Here is a 17,010-nt window from a genome sequence, read left to right as displayed (position 1 = left end):
TGAGCGTGTGATGTTCTTGGTGGTAGGCGGAACCGGCGTTGTTGGGCGGCAAGTGGTCGAGCGAGCGGTCGAGTCGGGTGCGCGCGTGCGCGTGCTGACGCGCGCGGAGGGCCATGCGCCGCCGGGAGCCGAGGTCGCGGTGGGTGACCTGCACGATTCCGATTCGGTGGCGACGGCGCTGACGGGGGTCACCTGCGTGGTGTGCACCGTCCATGGTGGAGAAGGCAAGGGGCGCAACGGTCCTCGCGGTATGGAGGGCTCGGCACTGCCGGGACTGATTGATGCCGCGGAGACGGCGGGTGTTGCGAATTTCGTGTATGTATCGGCGACGAGTGCCGAAGTGGACAATCCCGTAGATCTTTTCCGGGGCAAGGCGCAGGTGGAGGCTCGGCTGAGTCGCGGTCGGATGCCGTACACGATTCTGCGGCCGACCCATCTGATGGAGACCTGGGTGCCGATGCTGGCCGATTCGCTGGTGAAATCATCGCGCGCACTCATCTTCGGTTCCGGGGACAACCCGGTGCCCTTTGTCGCCGGCACCGATATCGCCTCCGCCGCAGTGCAATTCGCGTCGCGGCCCGCGAATCGGCGAACCGTGGAACTCGGCGGGCCCGACGACTGGACGCTGCGCGAGTTGAACACGGTGATCGCGGAACGGCTCGGCATCGCGATAAGCAAGGAGACCGCGCTGTCGGTCCGTATGTTGCGGATGTCCGCTGCCGCGGTCCGGCCGTTCAATGAGGTGCAGGCTCGTCGAATGCGGCTGGGGGCCTTACTGGATTCCCGACCGCAGACGGTCGACCCCGCGGGTGTCTGGACGGAGCTCGGCATCGCGCCCACCCCGCTGTCCGACTGGCTCGACCGCCACTTGCCCGCCCGTGACGCTGTGTCGCGATGACACCCGCCCGGCATGTAGATCGCAACCCCGAGCCCAAGATGGACGTGTCAAGCTGTCCGGGTAGACCAGCCGCTGCCAAGCCCCCGTCGTTGGGGTGTTGTCGTCCAACCAGGTCACGACCTCGCGGTAGGCGTCCAGCAGGTACGCCAGATCGTGCCGCAGAACCAGTTGGGATCGGCTGAACCGCTGGCAATCCCGCTGTTGCCGATCGCCTGGGGCTCGACCGGGGCCTGAGCCGGCTCGAGCTGGAGCGGGGCCTGAGCCGGCTCGAGCTCGAGCGGGGCCTGAGCCTGTGCGGGAGCGACGGACATCAGCACCGCACCGGCCAGCAGGGCACCCGCGACGATGTGGCGATTGACTCGAATCATCTCAAACCCATTCTTCTATAATAAAGTTTCGGTCACGGATATGACCTCGGTGACTGAATCGAGCACCGGGCTGCGCCCGTTACAAGCTCCAAAACCCTTGCATTGCAATAGAAGTGGATCGTATCGCGTCTGGATCGCCTCTAGCGCCGCGGTGAACTGCGGGCAGTCGGCACGCCGTCGAGCGGTGAGCGCCAGTGACAGCAGCTTGCGGCCCTGCTCGCACGCCAGATGAGTCTTGGTGGTCAGCCACCCCCGGCGCCGCATCTCATGGTTCGAGGTATAGCCGTTCACACGGTAAACGTGGCCACCTCGACGTATCGTCCAAAACGATCGACACGGCATCGTGGTAGTGCTCGCGCTGGTGTTCCTGCGCGAAAATCAGTGCCGCGGTGAGGCAGGCGGTGAAGTCGAACCGCGCGCCGTGCAGGAACACCGACAGATGCACATCGGGGTCACCCGGTCTCGGGGAAACCTGCTCACTCATGGCCGGAGTTCCGCAGATGACCGGTGCGGGCCACTCACATCGAGCGAGATGACACCAATTGCTTTGGCTGCCATCGTGTTTACGTTCATGGTCGGCCCTGTGCTGCTGGTGCATGCGGTGCGGCCCATCGCCGCACCGGCTGATACGGTCCCGAGCGGGCGCGGATCGCATCGACCACCACAAGCCCGGAAGGCCGGAACGTGCATCGGGGCGGTTCGATCCAGCGCCGGAACTGGGCGCCGTTGTCGACGGGCGATGGCAATGCGATGGTGCCACCGGTTCGCACCACCGACACGTTCAGCCGGAACAACTCGGCGAACAGGCGCACATCGTCGGGGATGTCCGGCCGAACGAGCAGGGTCCACCGGTTCGAGCGTGGATGCGACAGAATCGGCCCGATGTCCGAACCATGATGTTGCATATAGGTTTTCACGGCGTTGCCGAGGTCGGCAGGGAGGATGAGCGCCCACACGTACTCGGCCTTCATAATGATCCGGCCCAGGTGCGGCGGGTCGACGGTCGCGGGCAGGTCGCATACTCGCCTGTAGAAGTGGCAGCGGGACCGGGGTGTGTCCCCAAAAGGTATGTGTTCCATCGGTTTCAGACCTCTTGGTCGGGTTGCTCGGCGAGGGTTTGGTCGGGTTGCCACTCGTGTAGGGCGTTCAGATACCGCTCGAGAACATCGGCGGGGAGAGCGATCGCGAGCGCGGCGGGAGGGCCGACGAGCGGCGTGCGGTGCGGTAGTTCTGGGTTCAACATCGTGACCCCTCGGTACGGCGGCTTGGGTGCGCCCGGCTCCGACAACCCCTGAATGTCCTTGGAGCGGGAGCGGACTGCATCAGGGCTAGCTAGCCGTTCTCCCAGTCGGGCGCATGTACGAGTCCATCACCGGCAAACGCCCAGGACCATAGAGATGGTGAATATCTAGAGCAGATATCTCGAATCCGCAGAATGCGATCTACCATGAATAATCGAATTATCTAAGGTGCCGAACATCGAGGTCAGAGGGGGACGGGGTGGCAGGGTCGACAGTTCCGCGTCGACAGCTGGGGCGACACTTGCGGGAACTTCGCAGCGCGGCAGGGCTCACGCTGACGACAGCCGCTGAGCTGATGCAGTGGAGCTTCAACATGTTGCAGCGCGTAGAAAAAGGACAGGTTGACAAGATTCGTGATGTCGACATCCGAGAACTTTGCAGAATCTACGGAGCAGAGCCCGAGCAGGCGAAGGCGCTGGTCGGGCTGGCGCGACAAGCGAACGCGCCGGAGTGGTGGCACGCGTACGGCGATCTGATCCCCGAGAACTTCGATGTGTACGTTGGGCTCGAGAACGCAGCGAAGAAGCTGACGATCTACCAATCCGAGTTGGTACCGGGGCTATTTCAGACGCCGCGCTACACCCAGACCCTCGTCACAGTCGGCCGACCCGACGACAGGGCCGCCGAGATCGAGCGGCGCGTCCAGCTCCGAATCAAGCGGCAAACTTTGGTGACACGGCACACGAATCCCGTTGAGGTCGTTGTTATTGTCCACGAATCGGTCCTGCGGCAGGTCATCGGCTCTAGACAAGCGATGGTTGAGCAGATGCGGGCGCTTATTGATGCCAGTCGACTGCCCAATGTGACGCTTCAGGTGCTGCCATACGAGGCGGGTTATCCAACTGGTGCCCAAATCGGTCCGTTCACCATCCTGGAGTTCGGCGCTGATAGCAAAGGCCACCCTGTCGAGCCTTCTGTGGTCTACATGGAAGGCTTCACGGGCGCTCTGTACGTGGATAAGCCCAGCTCAGTGGAGCAGTATGGTAGGGCGTACAGGACTATCCAGGGCGCTGCCATGGATGTCCAACGGAGCCGCAGGAAGCTCCGGGATCTAGCAGAGGAGTTTGGACGTGAGCATTGACCTGTCCGGGGCGCAGTGGTTCAAGAGCAGCCGCAGCGGAGCGAATCAGGATTGCGTGGAGGTCGCATTCCTGGATGGGGGCGTGGTCGGAGTTCGCGACTCGAAGAATCCGACCGGTCCGGCGCTGGTGTTCACTCCGGCGGAGTGGGACGCGTTCACCGCTGGCGTGAACGACGGCGAGTTCGATCGGCCCTAGACCGCAGACTGACCTACGGGGCGCACTCGAGCTGCTACGCCCCGGGCAACAGGAAGCCCCTCAGCCGAATGAAGCTGAGGGGCACGGTAAACCCGCTCGACCCCGTTGCGTCACCGCAGCGCGGCGACCACCTGTCGTGCGATGTTCTGCTCACCGAAGGTGTTGGGGTGCAAGGGGACAAAGGAGGGGGTCGACAGTGAGGGGATCAGCCCGTTGATCCACTGCTGGTCGGGTGCGGCGCACATATCGTGTCCGACGCTGGAGGTGGCGGTATCGACGAAGATCGCGCCGTGCGCGGCGGAGACATCGCGCAGTAGTGCGTTGAGGTTGACCAGCACGCCTAGGAGGTAGTCGGCGTCGCGCGGCCAAGCGGGCTGTGTCTCGGGGCATGCGCCAGGGCGTGAGGCGGTTGGGTATCCAACGATCGCGATGGTGGCTTTCGGTGCGCGCGAGCGGATTTCGTCGATCGCGTTCCCGTACACCGGTGCCAGCGCCGCGGTACGTTCGGCGAAGATGTCGACGCCGCCCGCGGTGAAGGCATCCTCACATGACGTGCCGTTGGGCTCGGGCAGCAGATTGCCGCACCGCAGCGCCTGCTTCGCCAGGCCGATGTCATTGCCGCCCATGGTCATGGTGACCAATGTGGTGTCGGGGGTCAGCACATCGAACTGCGGCGCCGCGGTTCCGGAGACAACGCCGCGCTGTCCACTCGTGAGGTCGTCCAGGGTGGCTCCGCCGCAGGTGACGTCCTTGAAGGTCTCGACGCCGAGCTGCTCGGCGACCAGTGCCGGATAGTTGACCGCGGAACGCGAACATGTGGTGAGTTCGGCCTGCGGAAACACTCCCGCGCCCGCGGCGAAGGAATCTCCCAACGCGACATAGTGGATGTCCGTTGTCGGTTCGGCAATGGCTTGCCCGGTGATTGCTGCGCTCGCCCCGAGCGCCATTGCCGATGCGATGACCGCCGGTCTCGCCTTTCCCATCAGGTGCTTCCAGCTGCCAAAAACCTGCATTGTGTCTCCTCGTGAACCAATGACCGGACGAATTCGGGCACGTAACTCGCTACGGGGTTCGAACCTGTCGATACGTCCGACCTATGCGGGCAGAGTCTAGTCACGATCCGGTAATTGCGAATAACTTTCATGTTTCCCGTCGTCGGGTTTTCTCGTGCGGCCGTCTCGGCGGCGTGACGTCCAACCGCGGGCTTCGAGGAATGTTGGGGGATAGGACATTTCGGCACGCCGGAGGTGGGCGGGTACCGTTCCGGATTCATGCGATCGGATGAGGCACTGTTGCGTTCCTCACTAATCGCCCGCTACCTGCGGAAAGTCTGATGACGCCGATCGATCGGGTTGACAGCGCCTGCTCGAACTGGCTACCGTCGCCATTGTTCGCGCTGAGTCATCGCCCGCCTCGGCATTCATGGTTGGACGGCCGTCCATGTGGCCGCGCCATATGTGTTCCGACTGCGGGGAGGCTGTCGTTATTGCCGCAAATTCGTCGCATTCACGGAGAAACTCGGCGCCTTTGTTCGCGTCCCGGTAATAAACTGTCGCGCCTTTTTCTCGAGCGCCAAGATTCCACCAGTTCATATCGACGTTAGGCGCCAGGTTGTCCGTCTCGATCTCATCCGCCAAGTCCGTGGACGATCTCCCCGGCCCCTCCCGGTGGCCGTTGCTGGGGAATCTCCCGCAGATGCGGCCCTCGCTGCTGCACCGTCAGTTCGACCAGTGGTGCGATGAGTTCGGCCCGCTCTACCAGCTTCAGATGCCCGGGCGACGCATTGTCGTCGTCAGCGATCCCGACCTGAATCGCGAGATCTTCCGGGACCGCCCCGGCGGGTTCCGGCGGCAGTCGGCGATCGAATCGGTCATGGACGAGATGGGGTCGAACGGACTGTTCTCGCTGGAGGGTGAGGCGTGGCGACTGCGCCGCAAGCTGGCGATGCCCGCGTTCAACGCCGCCCACCTGCGCAGCTTCCACCCCACCCTGGAGACGATCACCGGACGTCTGCAGCGGCGCTGGGAACAGGGCTCGCCCAAGGACATTCGTGGCGACCTGACCCGGTACACGGTGGATGTCACCGCCAAACTGACCTTCGACTACGACATCAACACCATCGAACAGTCGGGCGATATCATCCAGCGGCATCTGGAGCTGATCTTCCCGCTCATCAACCGGCGGATCAACAGCCCCATCCCGTACTGGCGCTACGTCAAACTCCCCGACGACCGGGCGCTGGAGCGCGCACTCGCCGCGCTGCGCACCGACCTGACCGGCGTCATCAGCCGGGCGCGCGCGAATCTGCCGGATAAGCCGACCAATTTCATCGAGGCATTCCTGCTGGCGCAGGACGGCAGCACCGCCTTCACCGATGACCAGCTGTTCGCCGAGGCGCTCACCATCCTCATCGCCGGTCAGGACACCACCAGCAACGCGATGGCCTGGCTGCTGTACCACCTGGCGGGTAATCCCGCCGTGCAGGAACGCATTCGGGAGGAAGTCGCGGAGATACCCTCCGCGCTGGACCGGCAGCCGTATCTGGAAGCCGTTGTCGCCGAATCGATGCGGCTGCGCCCGACTACACCCATTGTCGGGCTGGAGGCCATCGAGGACACCACCATCGACGGCGTGCGCATTCCCGCGGGCACCTGGGTGATCGTCAATGTGCAACATGCGAGTGTGCAGGAGACGAACTTCGCGCAGCCGCTGCGCTTCGATCCGGATCGCTGGCTGAACACCGGCCACGGCACGCATCGGCCCGAGGTCTCCACGCCATTCGGCTCGGGTCCGCGCTTCTGCCCCGGGCGTGGGTTGGCGATGTTGGAGATCAAGAGCGTCACCGCCATGGTCTGCCGCCACTTCGATGTGCGCCTGCCGGCGGGTGCGCGGCCGCCGAAGGATCGCTTCCACTTCGCCGTCATCCCCATCGATCTCGATCTCGACCTGACCCGGCGCGCCGCCGCCGCGTCCTGACTGCTGAGGAACTAGATGTCGTTGCATCGACTGACCGCGACCGACGGTGTCTGGCTGTCGCTCGAATCGCCCGATATGCCGATGCATATCGCCTTCCTGCTGGAGTTCAGTGCGCCCGAGGGCGGTGCGGCGCAATTCCTGCGGCAGTGGCGGGCCGGACTGGACGCACCGGCGAGCCTGCCGCAACCGTGGAACTTCGTGCCGTTGAAGTTCCCGCCGCCCGGTGTCGCGGCGCTGGTGCGCGAGGTCGACGATATCGACCTCAGTGCGCACATCCGGGAATGGACACTGCCGGAGCCGGGCAGCCAGGACCAGTTGACCGAGCTCGTGTCGACGATTCATCGGAAGCAGCTCGATATGAGCCGTCCGCCATGGGAATTGCACGTCATCGAGGGGCTGGCGCAGGATCGCTTCGCGTTGCTGCTCAAGGTGCATCACAGCCTGCTCGACGGCGCATCGGCCATGCGGCTGTTCACCGATACCTTCACCGAGGACGAGTCGGCACGCGATGTGCCGGATCTCTTCACCGTCCGCCCCGCCGCCGAGTCGGCGGAAACAGCTGTGCCCAAGGCGAATCCGTTCAGCGCCCTGCTCGATGCGCTGACCGGCCTGCTGGCCTTGGTGCGCGGCGTCGGATCCGCCGCCCGTGACGCCTTCCGGCGGGCACGCGGCGATAAGACCATGGCGCAGAAGGCCTATCAGCATCCCGACACCATCCTGAACGGCACCATCACCGGAGCGCGCGACCTGTCCAGGCGGCGCTATGACCTCGCGCTGTTCAAGCGGCTGGCGAAGGCGGGTGACTGCACGATCAACGACATCGTGCTGTACCTGGTGAGTACGGCGCTGCGCGACTATCTGTCCAACCACGCCATCCTGCCCGAGACCTCATTGACCGCGGGCGTGCCCACCGATCTGCGCGAGGAGGACGACGACCGCGTCGGCACCCGCGCGGGCATGATGTTCACCGCGCTCGGTACCGATATCGCCGATCCGCGCGATCGGCTCAGCGCGATCAAGTACTACATCCGCGCCGCGAAACAGCATATGGGCGCGATGGCACCGAACGAGGTCATCGGCTACGGTCTCGCGGTCACCCTGCCGTGGATTCTCGGCCTCAGCTTCGGCTTCACCAATACCGCCGCCTCGCACCCGATGGGCATCTCCAATGTGCCGGGACCGCGAAACCCGCTCTACTGGAACGGCGCTCGGCTGGAGACGATCTATCCGATTTCGCTGCTGATGCACGGCAATCCGCTGAACTTCACCTGCATCGGCTATTCGGGCGGGTTGCATTTCGGTGTGCTCGGGGTCCAGGACAAGCTGCCACCGATGGCATATCTCACCGCGGCCATGGATACCGCACTCGATGAACTCACCGACCTGCTCCTGCCGGACAGTGTCCGCGCCGCGGGGTGATATCCGTGCCGAACTACGATGTGGCGATTATCGGCTCGGGATTCAGCGGGCTCGGCGTCGCGGTGAACCTGCGCCGCCTCGGCAATGACAATTTCGTCATCCTCGAACGTGCCGCGGCCATCGGTGGCACCTGGCGCGATAACGTCTACCCCGGCTGCGCGGTGGACGTGCCCTCGGTGCTCTACTCGTATTCCTATGCGCCGAACACGGATTGGACGCGCGTCTACGCGACCCAGCCCGAATTGCGCGCCTATACCGAGAATATTGTCGACACCTTCGATCTGCGGCGGCATGTGCAGCTGAACAGCGATGTCGCCGAGGCCGATTTCGACGAGGCCGCCGAGCAATGGGTACTGCGGTTGACCGACGGCAGGCTGATCCGGGCTCGCGCCGTCGTCATGGGCTATTTCTCGCTGCATGCCGAGGCCATTCCGGATATTCCGGGCCGGGCCGACTTCGCCGGGCCGCAGATGCATTCGAGCAAATGGGATCCCTCGTTCGAGCCGGCGGGCAAGCGGATCGCGGTGGTCGGCGCCGGGGCGAGTGCGGTGCAGATCGTGCCCGCGCTCGCCGAGAGCGCGGCCGAGCTCATCTCGTTCCAGCGCACCCCGGCATGGGTGATTCCGCGCCTGGACCGGCCGATTCCGCCGACGGTACGCAAGATTTTGCGGTATGCGCCGCCGATCCGACTGGCTGCACGCGGATTCGTCTTCCTATTCCTGGAGACGATGCACTTCGCCGAATTCCATCCTCGGCTGGTGTCGGTCTATGAGCGGCTGGTCCGTCAGGTATTGGCGCGGCAGGTGCCCGATCCCGACGTGCGGCGCAAACTCACGCCCGACTACGCGTTCGGCTGTAAGCGGCCGATGGTCTCCGATGAGTACTACCGGTCGTTCGCCCGCCCGAATGTGCGGCTGAGCACCGAGAAGATCACCGAGATCACCGCCACCGGCATCCGCACCGCCGACGGTGAGCTGCACGAGGTCGACGCGATCGTGTGGGCCACCGGATTCCACGTGCAGGATTCGATCGCGCATTTCCCGGATTTCCGGACCGCACAGACCTCGACCCGCAGGAAGTTCCAGCGCGACGGATTCCGCGCCTATCGCGGCATCGCGTTCGCGGGTCTGCCGAATCTGTTCGCGGTCACCGGACCGAATACCGCGCTGCCGCACACCTCACAGTTCCTCGCCATCGAACCGACCACGAAGCTGGTCGCACGGACCATCGAATACATGCGGGCCAAGGGAATTCGCCGCTACAGCCCGTCCGAACAGGCCGAGCGCGCATGGGTCACCCGCGCGCGCGAACTGCTCAGCACCCGGGTGTGGTCGACCGGCGGCTGCACCAGCTACTTCATCGACGAGGACGGCACCAACACGCTGACCTGGCCGGGTGGGACCTGGAGCGTCCGACGCGACCGGCGTCGAATTCGACCGCAGGACTGGGACACCGGAGCTTTCCGCCGTTCCGCATAACAGAATCCAATTCCATAGGGGAGGCCTTGTGCGCCGTACACGATTCGAATCGATCGGCTCGTATACGCCGACATCGATAGTGTCCACCGACGAGCTGCTCAATAGTCTGGCGGTGCCGAGGTCACTGAAGTTGGAGGCGCTCACCGGTATTCGCAACCGGCGCGTCTACAACTCCGATCCGGATGCCTACGAATCCTCCTTCGATCTGGCGCGCAATGCGATCGACGACTGTCTGGCGCGCTCCGGCTACGCCGCGGCCGAACTCGATATCGTGATCTCCGCGTCGATCACCCGAACCAAAGGGGCCGGGCAGTTCTGCTTCGCGCCGTCCTTCGCGCTGATGCTGCGCAATGCCATCGGCGCGAGGGCGGCCCGCTACTTCGATGTTTCCAACGCCTGTGCGGGCATGGTCACCGGAATCATGGTGCTGGACCGGATGATCAAGGCCGGTGTGGTCCGCAATGGTCTGGTGGTCAGCGGTGAGCAGATCACCCCGATCGCCGAGACCGCGGTTCGCGAGATCAGTGAACCCTATGATCCGCAGTTCGCGGCGCTGACCGTCGGTGACGCCGCGGTGGCGGTGCTGCTGGACGGTCACGGTGACGACGCCGATGAAATCCACTACGTCGAGCTCATGACCTCGGCCGAGGGCGCAGAACACTGCCTCGGTATGCCGAGCGACCGCTCCAACGGCATGGCGATGTACACCGACAACCGCGCGATGCAGACCGAGGACCGCTACCGCCAGGGCATCGCGCGACTGGAGGACTATCTGCGCGGCAACGGAAGCGACTGGCGCAGTGAGGAATACGACTTCTGGATCCATCACCAGTTCAGCGCGCCCGCGATCGAGTACATCGCGAAACTGGCCGAGGAACACTTCGCCACACCGATGCCCGAGGCGCTCAATGTCCTACAGGAGTACGGCAATACGGCGTCGACCTCGCACTTCCTGGTGCTGCACGAACATCTCGGGCGCAACCACATTCCCCAGGGTTCCAAGGTGCTGATGATCCCCTCGGCCTCCGGCACGGTCTCCGGATATCTGGCGGCCACGATCTCGCGATTGGCGGCGTGAGCCATGCCGACAACCATCATCGCCGCGGCGACCAATACCGACACCGATACCGGCAGCTACTTCGAACATGCCGCACGGGCCGCACGAGAGTGCCTGGAGCGGGCGGATATCGCACCCGAACGGGTGGGCATGCTCATCAACGCGGGCGTCTACCGGGACAGCAATATCGTCGAACCCGCCGTTGCCGCGCTGGTGCAGCAGCGCATCGGTATGGGCCTGCGCTATGCCTCGGGCAAGGTGCCCTCGTTCTCGTTCGATCTGATGAACGGTGCGGGTGGCGTGGTACACGCACTGGCCGTGGTCGATTCGTTCTTCGCGTCCGACGCGATCGACCACGCGCTGGTCATCGCCGGTGATACCCATCCATCGACACGGTTCCAGGTGCCCGACTTCCCATACACCAGCACCGGTGCGGCACTGCTGCTCGAACGAGACGGTGATGCGGGCGGTTTCGGCGGCCTGTACACCGCAGAGCCGGACGACCCCGTCGAACCGCTCGGATTGGTGCCGTTGAGCGAGGTCGGCACCCAGGGACGCTCGACGATGGTCGTGCGTGCCGATGCCGGCGATCCACTGCATTGGGCCACCAGTGCGGTACGCGCCTGTATGACCGGCGAAAGCCTCACCACCGCAGAGTTTTCAGCGGGTTCGGCGGTGCTGCTGGCCCCGGAGCCGGCACCCGGCTTCGCGAAACTGCTCGCCGCCGCCCTGGATCTGCCGAGTGAATCGGTGCTCGCGCTCCCACCCGAGGTGGGCGATCCGCACACCGCCGCACCGATTTTCGGCTACGTCAGCGCCCAAGGCAGCCTCGACACCCTGCGAACAGTGCTGTTCCTGACGGCCGACGGCAGCTCGGCCGCCTGCCTGCTCTACCACCCATCGACCGAAAGGCCGTGATATGTGCGGCATCAACGGAATAGTCGACTTCGCCGCCCCGGTCGACCCGACCCCCATCGGGGCGATGAACGAAATCCAACGCCACCGCGGCCCCGACGGTTTCAGCACCTGGCACACCCACAATGTCGCCTTCGGCTTCCAGCGCCTGGCCATCGTCGACGTCGCGCACGGCGCCCAGCCCGCCCGCAATGAGGACGACACCATCCATGTCGTCTTCAACGGTGAGATCTACAACCATCGGGAACTGCGCAGCGGCCTGGCCGCGCGCGGGCACCAGTTCCGCAGCCACTCCGACGCCGAGGTGATCCCGCACCTCTACGAGGAGTACGGCACGGGCTTCGTCGAGCGCCTGGACGGCGATTTCGCCATCGCGCTGTGGGATGCCCGCCGGGAACGGCTGCTGCTCACCCGCGACCGGGTCGGCGTGAAACCGCTGTTCTACCACCAGTCCGGCAGCCGGGTCGTCTTCGCCTCGGAGATCAAGGGCATCTTCGCTTCCGGGCTGGTCGAGGCGACCATGGACCCGCAGGGGCTCAGCGACTGCCTGTTCTACGGACACACCATCGCACCGCGCACCTTCTGGCAGGGCATCGACGATCTGCCGCCGGCGACCATCGTGACCATCGATCGTCGCGGCACCTCCCAGCAGCGCTATTTCACGCCGTTCCTGCGCCGCGATCCGGATGCGCCGCTGCTCACCGGCCGGGCCGCGATCGAGCGGTTCGACGCGGCCTTCACCGCCGCCGTGCGCAAGCGGCTGCCCGACGAGGTGCGGGCAGGCGTCGCATTGAGCGGCGGCCTGGACAGCTCCGCCATCGCCGCGGTCGCGGCCCGCCGCTGCGACGCACCGCTGACCACCGCGAGTATCCGGCTCACCGGCGAAGTACTCGATGAGACCCCGATGTCGCGGCTGGTCGCACAGTCGCTCGGAGTCCCCAATGACGAGGTCGAGATGACCGGCGCGCGCGCCTGCGAACTGCTGCCGAAGAGCCTGTGGCACTTCGAGTCACCGTTCTGGTACGGCGCGGTCGCCACACCGTTCCTCGAGTTGACCGAATTCGCTCGGCACAAGGGCCTCAAGGTCGCCATGAGCGGTGACGGGTCCGATGAGCTGTTGGCGGGCTACGACTTCTACCGGCTGATGAAGCTGAGCGCCCGGTTCGAACAGCTGAAGCTGGGCCGGGCCCAGACCGCGATCTGGCGCAATGCCACCAAATGGGTCGGTGCGCCATCGGGTCTGGACGACCACATCGTGTCCGTCGCGGGACGTCGTCCCGAATACACCGCGCGCTACGGCGAGGTGCCGCCCTGGATCTACCTATGGAGCGCGCTCGGCGACACGACCGGCCCCATTGCGCCCGCGGGCCTTCCGGTGCCCTCGGCACTGGCCCCGCCACCGCGGCACGACAGGTTGCGCCGCCAACTGCATTTCGAGTTCTACACCCGGCTGCCGCACTGGGTACTGCCGATCTCGGACCGCCTGGGGATGGCCAACAGCATCGAGGTCCGGGTGCCCTATCTCGACCGCGATGTCATCGATGTGTGCGCCGATCTGTCACCGGAGATGCTGGTGCACTGGGGAACCGAGAAATACGCGCTCAAGCGGGCGACCGCCGATGTGCTGCCGAAGCAGATCGTGCGCAGGCGCAAGAAGCCGTTCATGACGCCGGTCGGTCCGTGGTATCTCACCGGTTCCGGTGCGGATCTCGCGCACGATCATCTGTCCCGGGATTCGGTGCGCCGCTACGGGATCTTCGATCCGGTCGCCACCGAACGAATGTGGCGCACCGCGGTCGACCGACCCGGAACCTGGGCCGCCACGGCCGCGGAATGGGGCTGTCTGGCCGTCATGTCCACGCACCTCGTGCTCGACCAATTCCGGTCGGTCGGCGCGAGTACGCCCGAAGCGCGGATGGGGGTGGCGTGATGAAGTCCGCCGCGGCGCACGAATACGCATTGCACGGATTCGCCCAGCCCGCACTGCCTTTGGTGCTCGCGGCCGGATCGCTGATCAAACCGATCCGGCGCGTGCCCAAACTCGGCTGGCTGGTCGCCGATCCGGAGCTGGCACGCCAGATCCACGGCGATACCGAACACTTCAGCATTGTCGGCGACGGCGCCTCGGGGCACTGGTGGGGCCAGATGCTCGGCGAATGGGTCTTCGAGCTGTTCGAGGGCCAGCCGCATGTCGAATTCCGCGCGAAGGTCCGCGACCTGTTCACCCCGGAACGGTCGAGGGTGATTACCGAACGGTCCGTGGGGCCGATGCTGCGCAAACTCACCGACGACCTCTCGGCCGGGAAAACCGTTGATATGGCGCAGTTCTCGCGCGAGTTCACCGGCCGCAGCATGGCCGAGCTGGTCGGCCTGCCGGTCGACGATTCACCAGCCGCATACGAAGAACTGTTCGGCCTGGTCGAGGCGATGGCCAACCTCGGCAAGGGCAATTACGACACCACCGTGGTGTCCGAGCGCAACATGCGCAAGGGACGTGCGGTGGCCGATCGCATCGCCGCATCGGTGCCCGCCGTGTACGAAACCGCCGACCCGAGCACCACCATCGGGCGCAGTCGTGAACTCGGCCTCGGACCCGAGGTCACCCGCCGCATGGCGGCCTTCCTGGTCGTTGCCGGAACCGCGACGCTGGCGAGCACCCTCGGTCGGATGGTGGCACTGCTGCACGATAGCGGGGCGCAGCACGACCTGATCGAGGATCGGCGCCTGATTCCGGACGCGGTGCGCGAGGCGCTGCGGGTCACCAGTTCTATGCCGATCGTCGGGCGGGGTGTCGTCGAGGATATCGAGTTGGCCGGGAGGCGCTTACGCGCGGGCGACCGGGTGAAGATCATGACCTGGTCGATCAACAATGCGGCCGGTGGCTATGACCTGCATCTGGGCAAGGTGCACGAACTGCGGCAGCTCTGGTTCGGCGGCGGCAGACATATCTGTCTCGGCGCGAGCCTGACCCATGTCGAACTCGCGGCGGTACTGGAAGCCATGACCGCGCCCGGTCGCCCGTGGCGGATTACCAAACGGCGCTACCGCACGAATGTGTTCGTTCCGCTCTACCGGCGACTGGAGATTGCCCTGGTCTGATTTCGAGGCCCTTGCCGCGCAGTCGGTTCAGGGAGAATGCTTGGCAACTTATTCTGGGTTCGCGGACCTTGGTTCGCTGCACAGAGCGTTATCGTGTGTCGTGGTTGCACACCAACCGTGATGCACGTTACTGTACCAACTCGTTGATGGGAACGAAGTAGTTCCTCATTGCCGGGAGGGTTTGGCAAGCATGATCCGACGTCGACGTCCGATTAGGGCAGTGGCTGCTGCGCTAGCCACGATCACCGTGTTTGCCGGAGCCGTTGTCGCGGCCGCGCCGACCCAGGCGACGCTGGGGCTCGATGCCCAGTTCACCGCGACTCATGCCGGGCCGCAGCAGTATCCGAACGTCTATATCGACTGGGACGTCCCGATCACCATGAGTGACGGCACGGTATTGAAGGCGAATGTCTACCACCCGGCGGACGCGTCCGGCCGGCCGATCGTCGAACCGACGCCGACCATTGTGAACCTGACGCCCTACACCAAATTGGTGGCCAATATCGCCGACTCCGTGCTGGCCATCCCCGGCCTGGCCGAGCCGCTGATGCAGGCGCTGCACGGTTTCGATCTCTCGGCCTATGGTCTGAGCGGAATCAGTGATCTGGCACAGGCTTTGGCGGGCGGCACCGCACGTACCTTCGCCGTGGATCGCAAACTGGTGCAGAGCGGCTACACCCAGGTGGTCGTCGATGTCCGCGGCACCGGCTTCTCGCAGGGCACCTGGCAGGTATTCGGCGAGCGCGAGCAGCAGGACGGCGTCGAGGTGGTCGACTGGGCGGCGGCGCAGCCGTGGTCCAACGGCAAGATCGGTATGAGCGGCATCTCCTACTCGGCGATCAACCAGCTGCAGACCGCCGAGCGCAGACCCGCCGCGCTGCAGGCGATCTTCCCGATCGTGCCGGGCAGCGATCTGATCCGCGATGTGGCCGCGCCCGGCGGCGCACTCGGCATCGGGTTCATTCCGGAGTGGCTGCTCGCCGTCGACGGTTCGAAGCTGATTCCGGATGTGGTGTCGATGCTGGCCGGGAAGTTCGACTGGACCTGGCTGGCCGACCGCGTCCGTGACCCGTTCACCTTCTTCAATATGATCATCATGGCCCTCGGCACGCAGAGCATGGATGACATTCCGGCCGAGATGTATTCGGTGCTCGACGACCAGAGTCCATTGCGCACGGCCTGGATCGGGCATCCCGAGCGGATCGATGTGCCGACCTTCGTCTATGGCGGCTGGCAGGACATTTTCGCCTACTCCGCGCCGCGGGTCTACAACGCGATCAGTATCCCGGACAGCCAGAAGAAGCTGGTGATGGACAACAACTATCACATCACCACCGGCTCGGGCATGGGTGATGCCGACGGACCGGCCGCCCTCGACGTGCTGCAGCGCGCGTGGTTCGACAAGTGGCTCAAGGGCATCGACAACGGCATCGATGACTACGACCAGGTGACCCTGTGGCAGCAGGGCGGCGGCTGGACGCACACCTCGAGCTTCCCGCGTCCCGATATGGATTACCGCCGTATGTATTTGAACGCCGAGACCTCGGGTACCGCGCCGGGCAGTGCCTACGACGGCAGCCTCAGCACCGGGCCGGGCGGGCCCGCGCGGGTATCGATCGCACCCGGCCTGACCACGCTCTGCTCGCGCGACGGTGCCCAGGGCACCGCGGGCATCGTGCCGCTGCCGGATATCTGCACCAAGGATTCGCGGATCGCGGAAACCAATGGCCTGACATTCACCAGCGCGCCGGTGGATGTGGCGACCCCCATCTCCGGCCCGATCGCGGTGCACCTGAATACGGTCTTGGACGCCACCGACGGTTACTGGACGGTGACGCTGAACGATGTTGCGCCGGATGGACGTTCGACACAGTGGACACACGGCCAGCGGACCGCCTCGCTGCGCGCGGTCGACGAGAGCAAGGCCAGCCGCTCGGCGAACGGCGACTACACCGATCCCTATCCGTACCTGACGCTGGATACCCGCGAGCCGATCGTGCCCGGCCAGCCGACGGTCATCGATATCGGCATGTTCGCCACCGACGGCGTACTGCAACCGGGACACCGGCTGCGTGTCGACGTCTTCGCCGGGAATTTCCCGAGCAGTCTTCCGTTGCGCCCCTTGCTGAACGAGAGCGGGCTGCGACCGCAGCACATCGAACTGGATCCGAATCAGCCGAGCTGGGTGAACATTCCGGTCGGGGGCGAGCCGGGCTGGTGAT

General features: G+C 65.0%; 17 protein-coding genes. 11 read left to right on the top strand and 6 right to left on the bottom strand.

Going from position 1 to position 17,010, the window contains the following annotated elements:
• Positions 1 to 10 precede the first annotated feature (10 nt).
• On the top strand, positions 11 to 898 hold the full coding sequence (locus ACQP2D_RS36625; RefSeq protein WP_433680499.1) for an SDR family oxidoreductase: 888 nt from the start codon (positions 11 to 13) through the stop codon (positions 896 to 898).
• Between the two features lie 113 nt (positions 899 to 1,011).
• Here the strand turns inward: ACQP2D_RS36625 and ACQP2D_RS36620 are convergent, their stop codons facing one another.
• From ACQP2D_RS36620 to ACQP2D_RS36600, 5 genes are all read right to left on the bottom strand, one after another.
• Complete coding sequence (locus ACQP2D_RS36620; protein ID WP_433680498.1) at positions 1,012 to 1,266, bottom strand: hypothetical protein; 255 nt, start codon at positions 1,264 to 1,266, stop codon at positions 1,012 to 1,014.
• Between the two features lie 15 nt (positions 1,267 to 1,281).
• The gene (locus ACQP2D_RS36615; protein WP_433680497.1) at positions 1,282 to 1,557 is read right to left on the bottom strand and encodes a hypothetical protein; all 276 of its coding nucleotides are present in this window, start codon (positions 1,555 to 1,557) and stop codon (positions 1,282 to 1,284) included.
• Positions 1,532 to 1,750 (bottom strand): hypothetical protein, encoded by a 219-nt coding sequence (locus ACQP2D_RS36610; protein ID WP_433680496.1) that lies wholly within the window; start codon positions 1,748 to 1,750, stop codon positions 1,532 to 1,534. The genes ACQP2D_RS36615 and ACQP2D_RS36610 overlap by 26 nt, the downstream gene beginning before the upstream one ends.
• Positions 1,751 to 1,835: 85 nt before the next feature.
• On the bottom strand, positions 1,836 to 2,237 hold the full coding sequence (locus ACQP2D_RS36605) for a DNA-directed RNA polymerase subunit beta (RefSeq protein WP_433680495.1): 402 nt from the start codon (positions 2,235 to 2,237) through the stop codon (positions 1,836 to 1,838).
• Between the two features lie 113 nt (positions 2,238 to 2,350).
• Positions 2,351 to 2,509, bottom strand: a complete 159-nt coding sequence (locus tag ACQP2D_RS36600) for a hypothetical protein (RefSeq protein WP_433680494.1) — start codon at positions 2,507 to 2,509, stop codon at positions 2,351 to 2,353.
• 257 nt (positions 2,510 to 2,766) lie between these two features.
• Here ACQP2D_RS36600 and ACQP2D_RS36595 point away from each other — a divergent pair, with 257 nt between their 5' ends.
• Both ACQP2D_RS36595 and ACQP2D_RS36590 read left to right on the top strand, forming a co-directional pair.
• Positions 2,767 to 3,648, top strand: coding sequence for a helix-turn-helix domain-containing protein (locus tag ACQP2D_RS36595; RefSeq protein WP_433680493.1), 882 nt, complete (start codon positions 2,767 to 2,769; stop codon positions 3,646 to 3,648).
• Positions 3,638 to 3,844, top strand: coding sequence for a DUF397 domain-containing protein (locus ACQP2D_RS36590; RefSeq protein ID WP_433680492.1), 207 nt, complete (start codon positions 3,638 to 3,640; stop codon positions 3,842 to 3,844). The genes ACQP2D_RS36595 and ACQP2D_RS36590 overlap by 11 nt, the downstream gene beginning before the upstream one ends.
• A 110-nt stretch (positions 3,845 to 3,954) precedes the next feature.
• Here the strand turns inward: ACQP2D_RS36590 and ACQP2D_RS36585 are convergent, their stop codons facing one another.
• Positions 3,955 to 4,857 carry an SGNH/GDSL hydrolase family protein gene (locus ACQP2D_RS36585; RefSeq protein WP_433680491.1) on the bottom strand — a complete coding sequence of 301 codons (903 nt, stop codon included), beginning with the start codon at positions 4,855 to 4,857 and terminating at the stop codon, positions 3,955 to 3,957.
• Between the two features lie 628 nt (positions 4,858 to 5,485).
• On the opposite strand from ACQP2D_RS36585, the gene ACQP2D_RS36580 reads away from it, so the two are divergent.
• The 8 genes from ACQP2D_RS36580 (at position 5,486) to ACQP2D_RS36545 (ending at position 17,009) form a co-directional block, all read left to right on the top strand.
• Positions 5,486 to 6,820, top strand: coding sequence for a cytochrome P450 (locus ACQP2D_RS36580; protein ID WP_433685871.1), 1,335 nt, complete (start codon positions 5,486 to 5,488; stop codon positions 6,818 to 6,820).
• Positions 6,821 to 6,835: 15 nt separating this feature from the next.
• Positions 6,836 to 8,239, top strand: a complete 1,404-nt coding sequence (locus tag ACQP2D_RS36575) for a wax ester/triacylglycerol synthase family O-acyltransferase (RefSeq protein ID WP_433680490.1) — start codon at positions 6,836 to 6,838, stop codon at positions 8,237 to 8,239.
• 5 nt (positions 8,240 to 8,244) lie between these two features.
• Positions 8,245 to 9,717 (top strand): flavin-containing monooxygenase, encoded by a 1,473-nt coding sequence (locus tag ACQP2D_RS36570; RefSeq protein ID WP_433680489.1) that lies wholly within the window; start codon positions 8,245 to 8,247, stop codon positions 9,715 to 9,717.
• A gap of 79 nt (positions 9,718 to 9,796) precedes the next feature.
• Positions 9,797 to 10,795: a 3-oxoacyl-ACP synthase III family protein gene (locus ACQP2D_RS36565; protein ID WP_433680488.1), complete on the top strand. Its 999-nt coding sequence runs from the start codon at positions 9,797 to 9,799 to the stop codon at positions 10,793 to 10,795.
• Between the two features lie 3 nt (positions 10,796 to 10,798).
• Positions 10,799 to 11,692: a hypothetical protein gene (locus tag ACQP2D_RS36560; RefSeq protein ID WP_433680487.1), complete on the top strand. Its 894-nt coding sequence runs from the start codon at positions 10,799 to 10,801 to the stop codon at positions 11,690 to 11,692.
• A 1-nt stretch (position 11,693) separates the two neighbouring features.
• Complete coding sequence (gene asnB, locus ACQP2D_RS36555; protein ID WP_433680486.1) at positions 11,694 to 13,619, top strand: asparagine synthase (glutamine-hydrolyzing); 1,926 nt, start codon at positions 11,694 to 11,696, stop codon at positions 13,617 to 13,619.
• Entirely contained in the window at positions 13,619 to 14,788 is a 1,170-nt protein-coding gene (locus ACQP2D_RS36550) for a cytochrome P450 (protein WP_433680485.1), read from the top strand. The genes asnB and ACQP2D_RS36550 overlap by 1 nt, the downstream gene beginning before the upstream one ends.
• Before the next feature lie 190 nt (positions 14,789 to 14,978).
• Positions 14,979 to 17,009 (top strand): CocE/NonD family hydrolase, encoded by a 2,031-nt coding sequence (locus ACQP2D_RS36545; protein WP_433680484.1) that lies wholly within the window; start codon positions 14,979 to 14,981, stop codon positions 17,007 to 17,009.
• Position 17,010: the final 1 nt, after the last annotated feature.

It is taken from the genome of Nocardia sp. CA-119907, assembly GCF_050955995.1.
Lineage (GTDB): Bacteria > Actinomycetota > Actinomycetes > Mycobacteriales > Mycobacteriaceae > Nocardia.
Note: the sequence above shows the minus strand (reverse complement) of the source record. Positions and strands in the feature narration are given on the sequence as shown.

What these genes read in the sequence shown, in the direction of transcription:
- ACQP2D_RS36625 (WP_433680499.1), top strand. Translation starts at nt 11, where the DNA reads ATGTTCTTGGTGGTAGGCGGAACCGGCGTTGTTGGGCGGCAAGTGGTC.
- ACQP2D_RS36620 (WP_433680498.1), bottom strand. Translation starts at nt 1,266, where the DNA reads ATGATTCGAGTCAATCGCCACATCGTCGCGGGTGCCCTGCTGGCCGGT.
- ACQP2D_RS36610 (WP_433680496.1), bottom strand. Translation starts at nt 1,750, where the DNA reads ATGAGTGAGCAGGTTTCCCCGAGACCGGGTGACCCCGATGTGCATCTG.
- ACQP2D_RS36605 (WP_433680495.1), bottom strand. Translation starts at nt 2,237, where the DNA reads ATGAAGGCCGAGTACGTGTGGGCGCTCATCCTCCCTGCCGACCTCGGC.
- ACQP2D_RS36600 (WP_433680494.1), bottom strand. Translation starts at nt 2,509, where the DNA reads ATGTTGAACCCAGAACTACCGCACCGCACGCCGCTCGTCGGCCCTCCC.
- ACQP2D_RS36585 (WP_433680491.1), bottom strand. Translation starts at nt 4,857, where the DNA reads ATGCAGGTTTTTGGCAGCTGGAAGCACCTGATGGGAAAGGCGAGACCG.
- ACQP2D_RS36575 (WP_433680490.1), top strand. Translation starts at nt 6,836, where the DNA reads ATGTCGTTGCATCGACTGACCGCGACCGACGGTGTCTGGCTGTCGCTC.
- ACQP2D_RS36560 (WP_433680487.1), top strand. Translation starts at nt 10,799, where the DNA reads ATGCCGACAACCATCATCGCCGCGGCGACCAATACCGACACCGATACC.
- asnB (WP_433680486.1), top strand. Translation starts at nt 11,694, where the DNA reads ATGTGCGGCATCAACGGAATAGTCGACTTCGCCGCCCCGGTCGACCCG.
- ACQP2D_RS36550 (WP_433680485.1), top strand. Translation starts at nt 13,619, where the DNA reads ATGAAGTCCGCCGCGGCGCACGAATACGCATTGCACGGATTCGCCCAG.
- ACQP2D_RS36545 (WP_433680484.1), top strand. Translation starts at nt 14,979, where the DNA reads ATGATCCGACGTCGACGTCCGATTAGGGCAGTGGCTGCTGCGCTAGCC.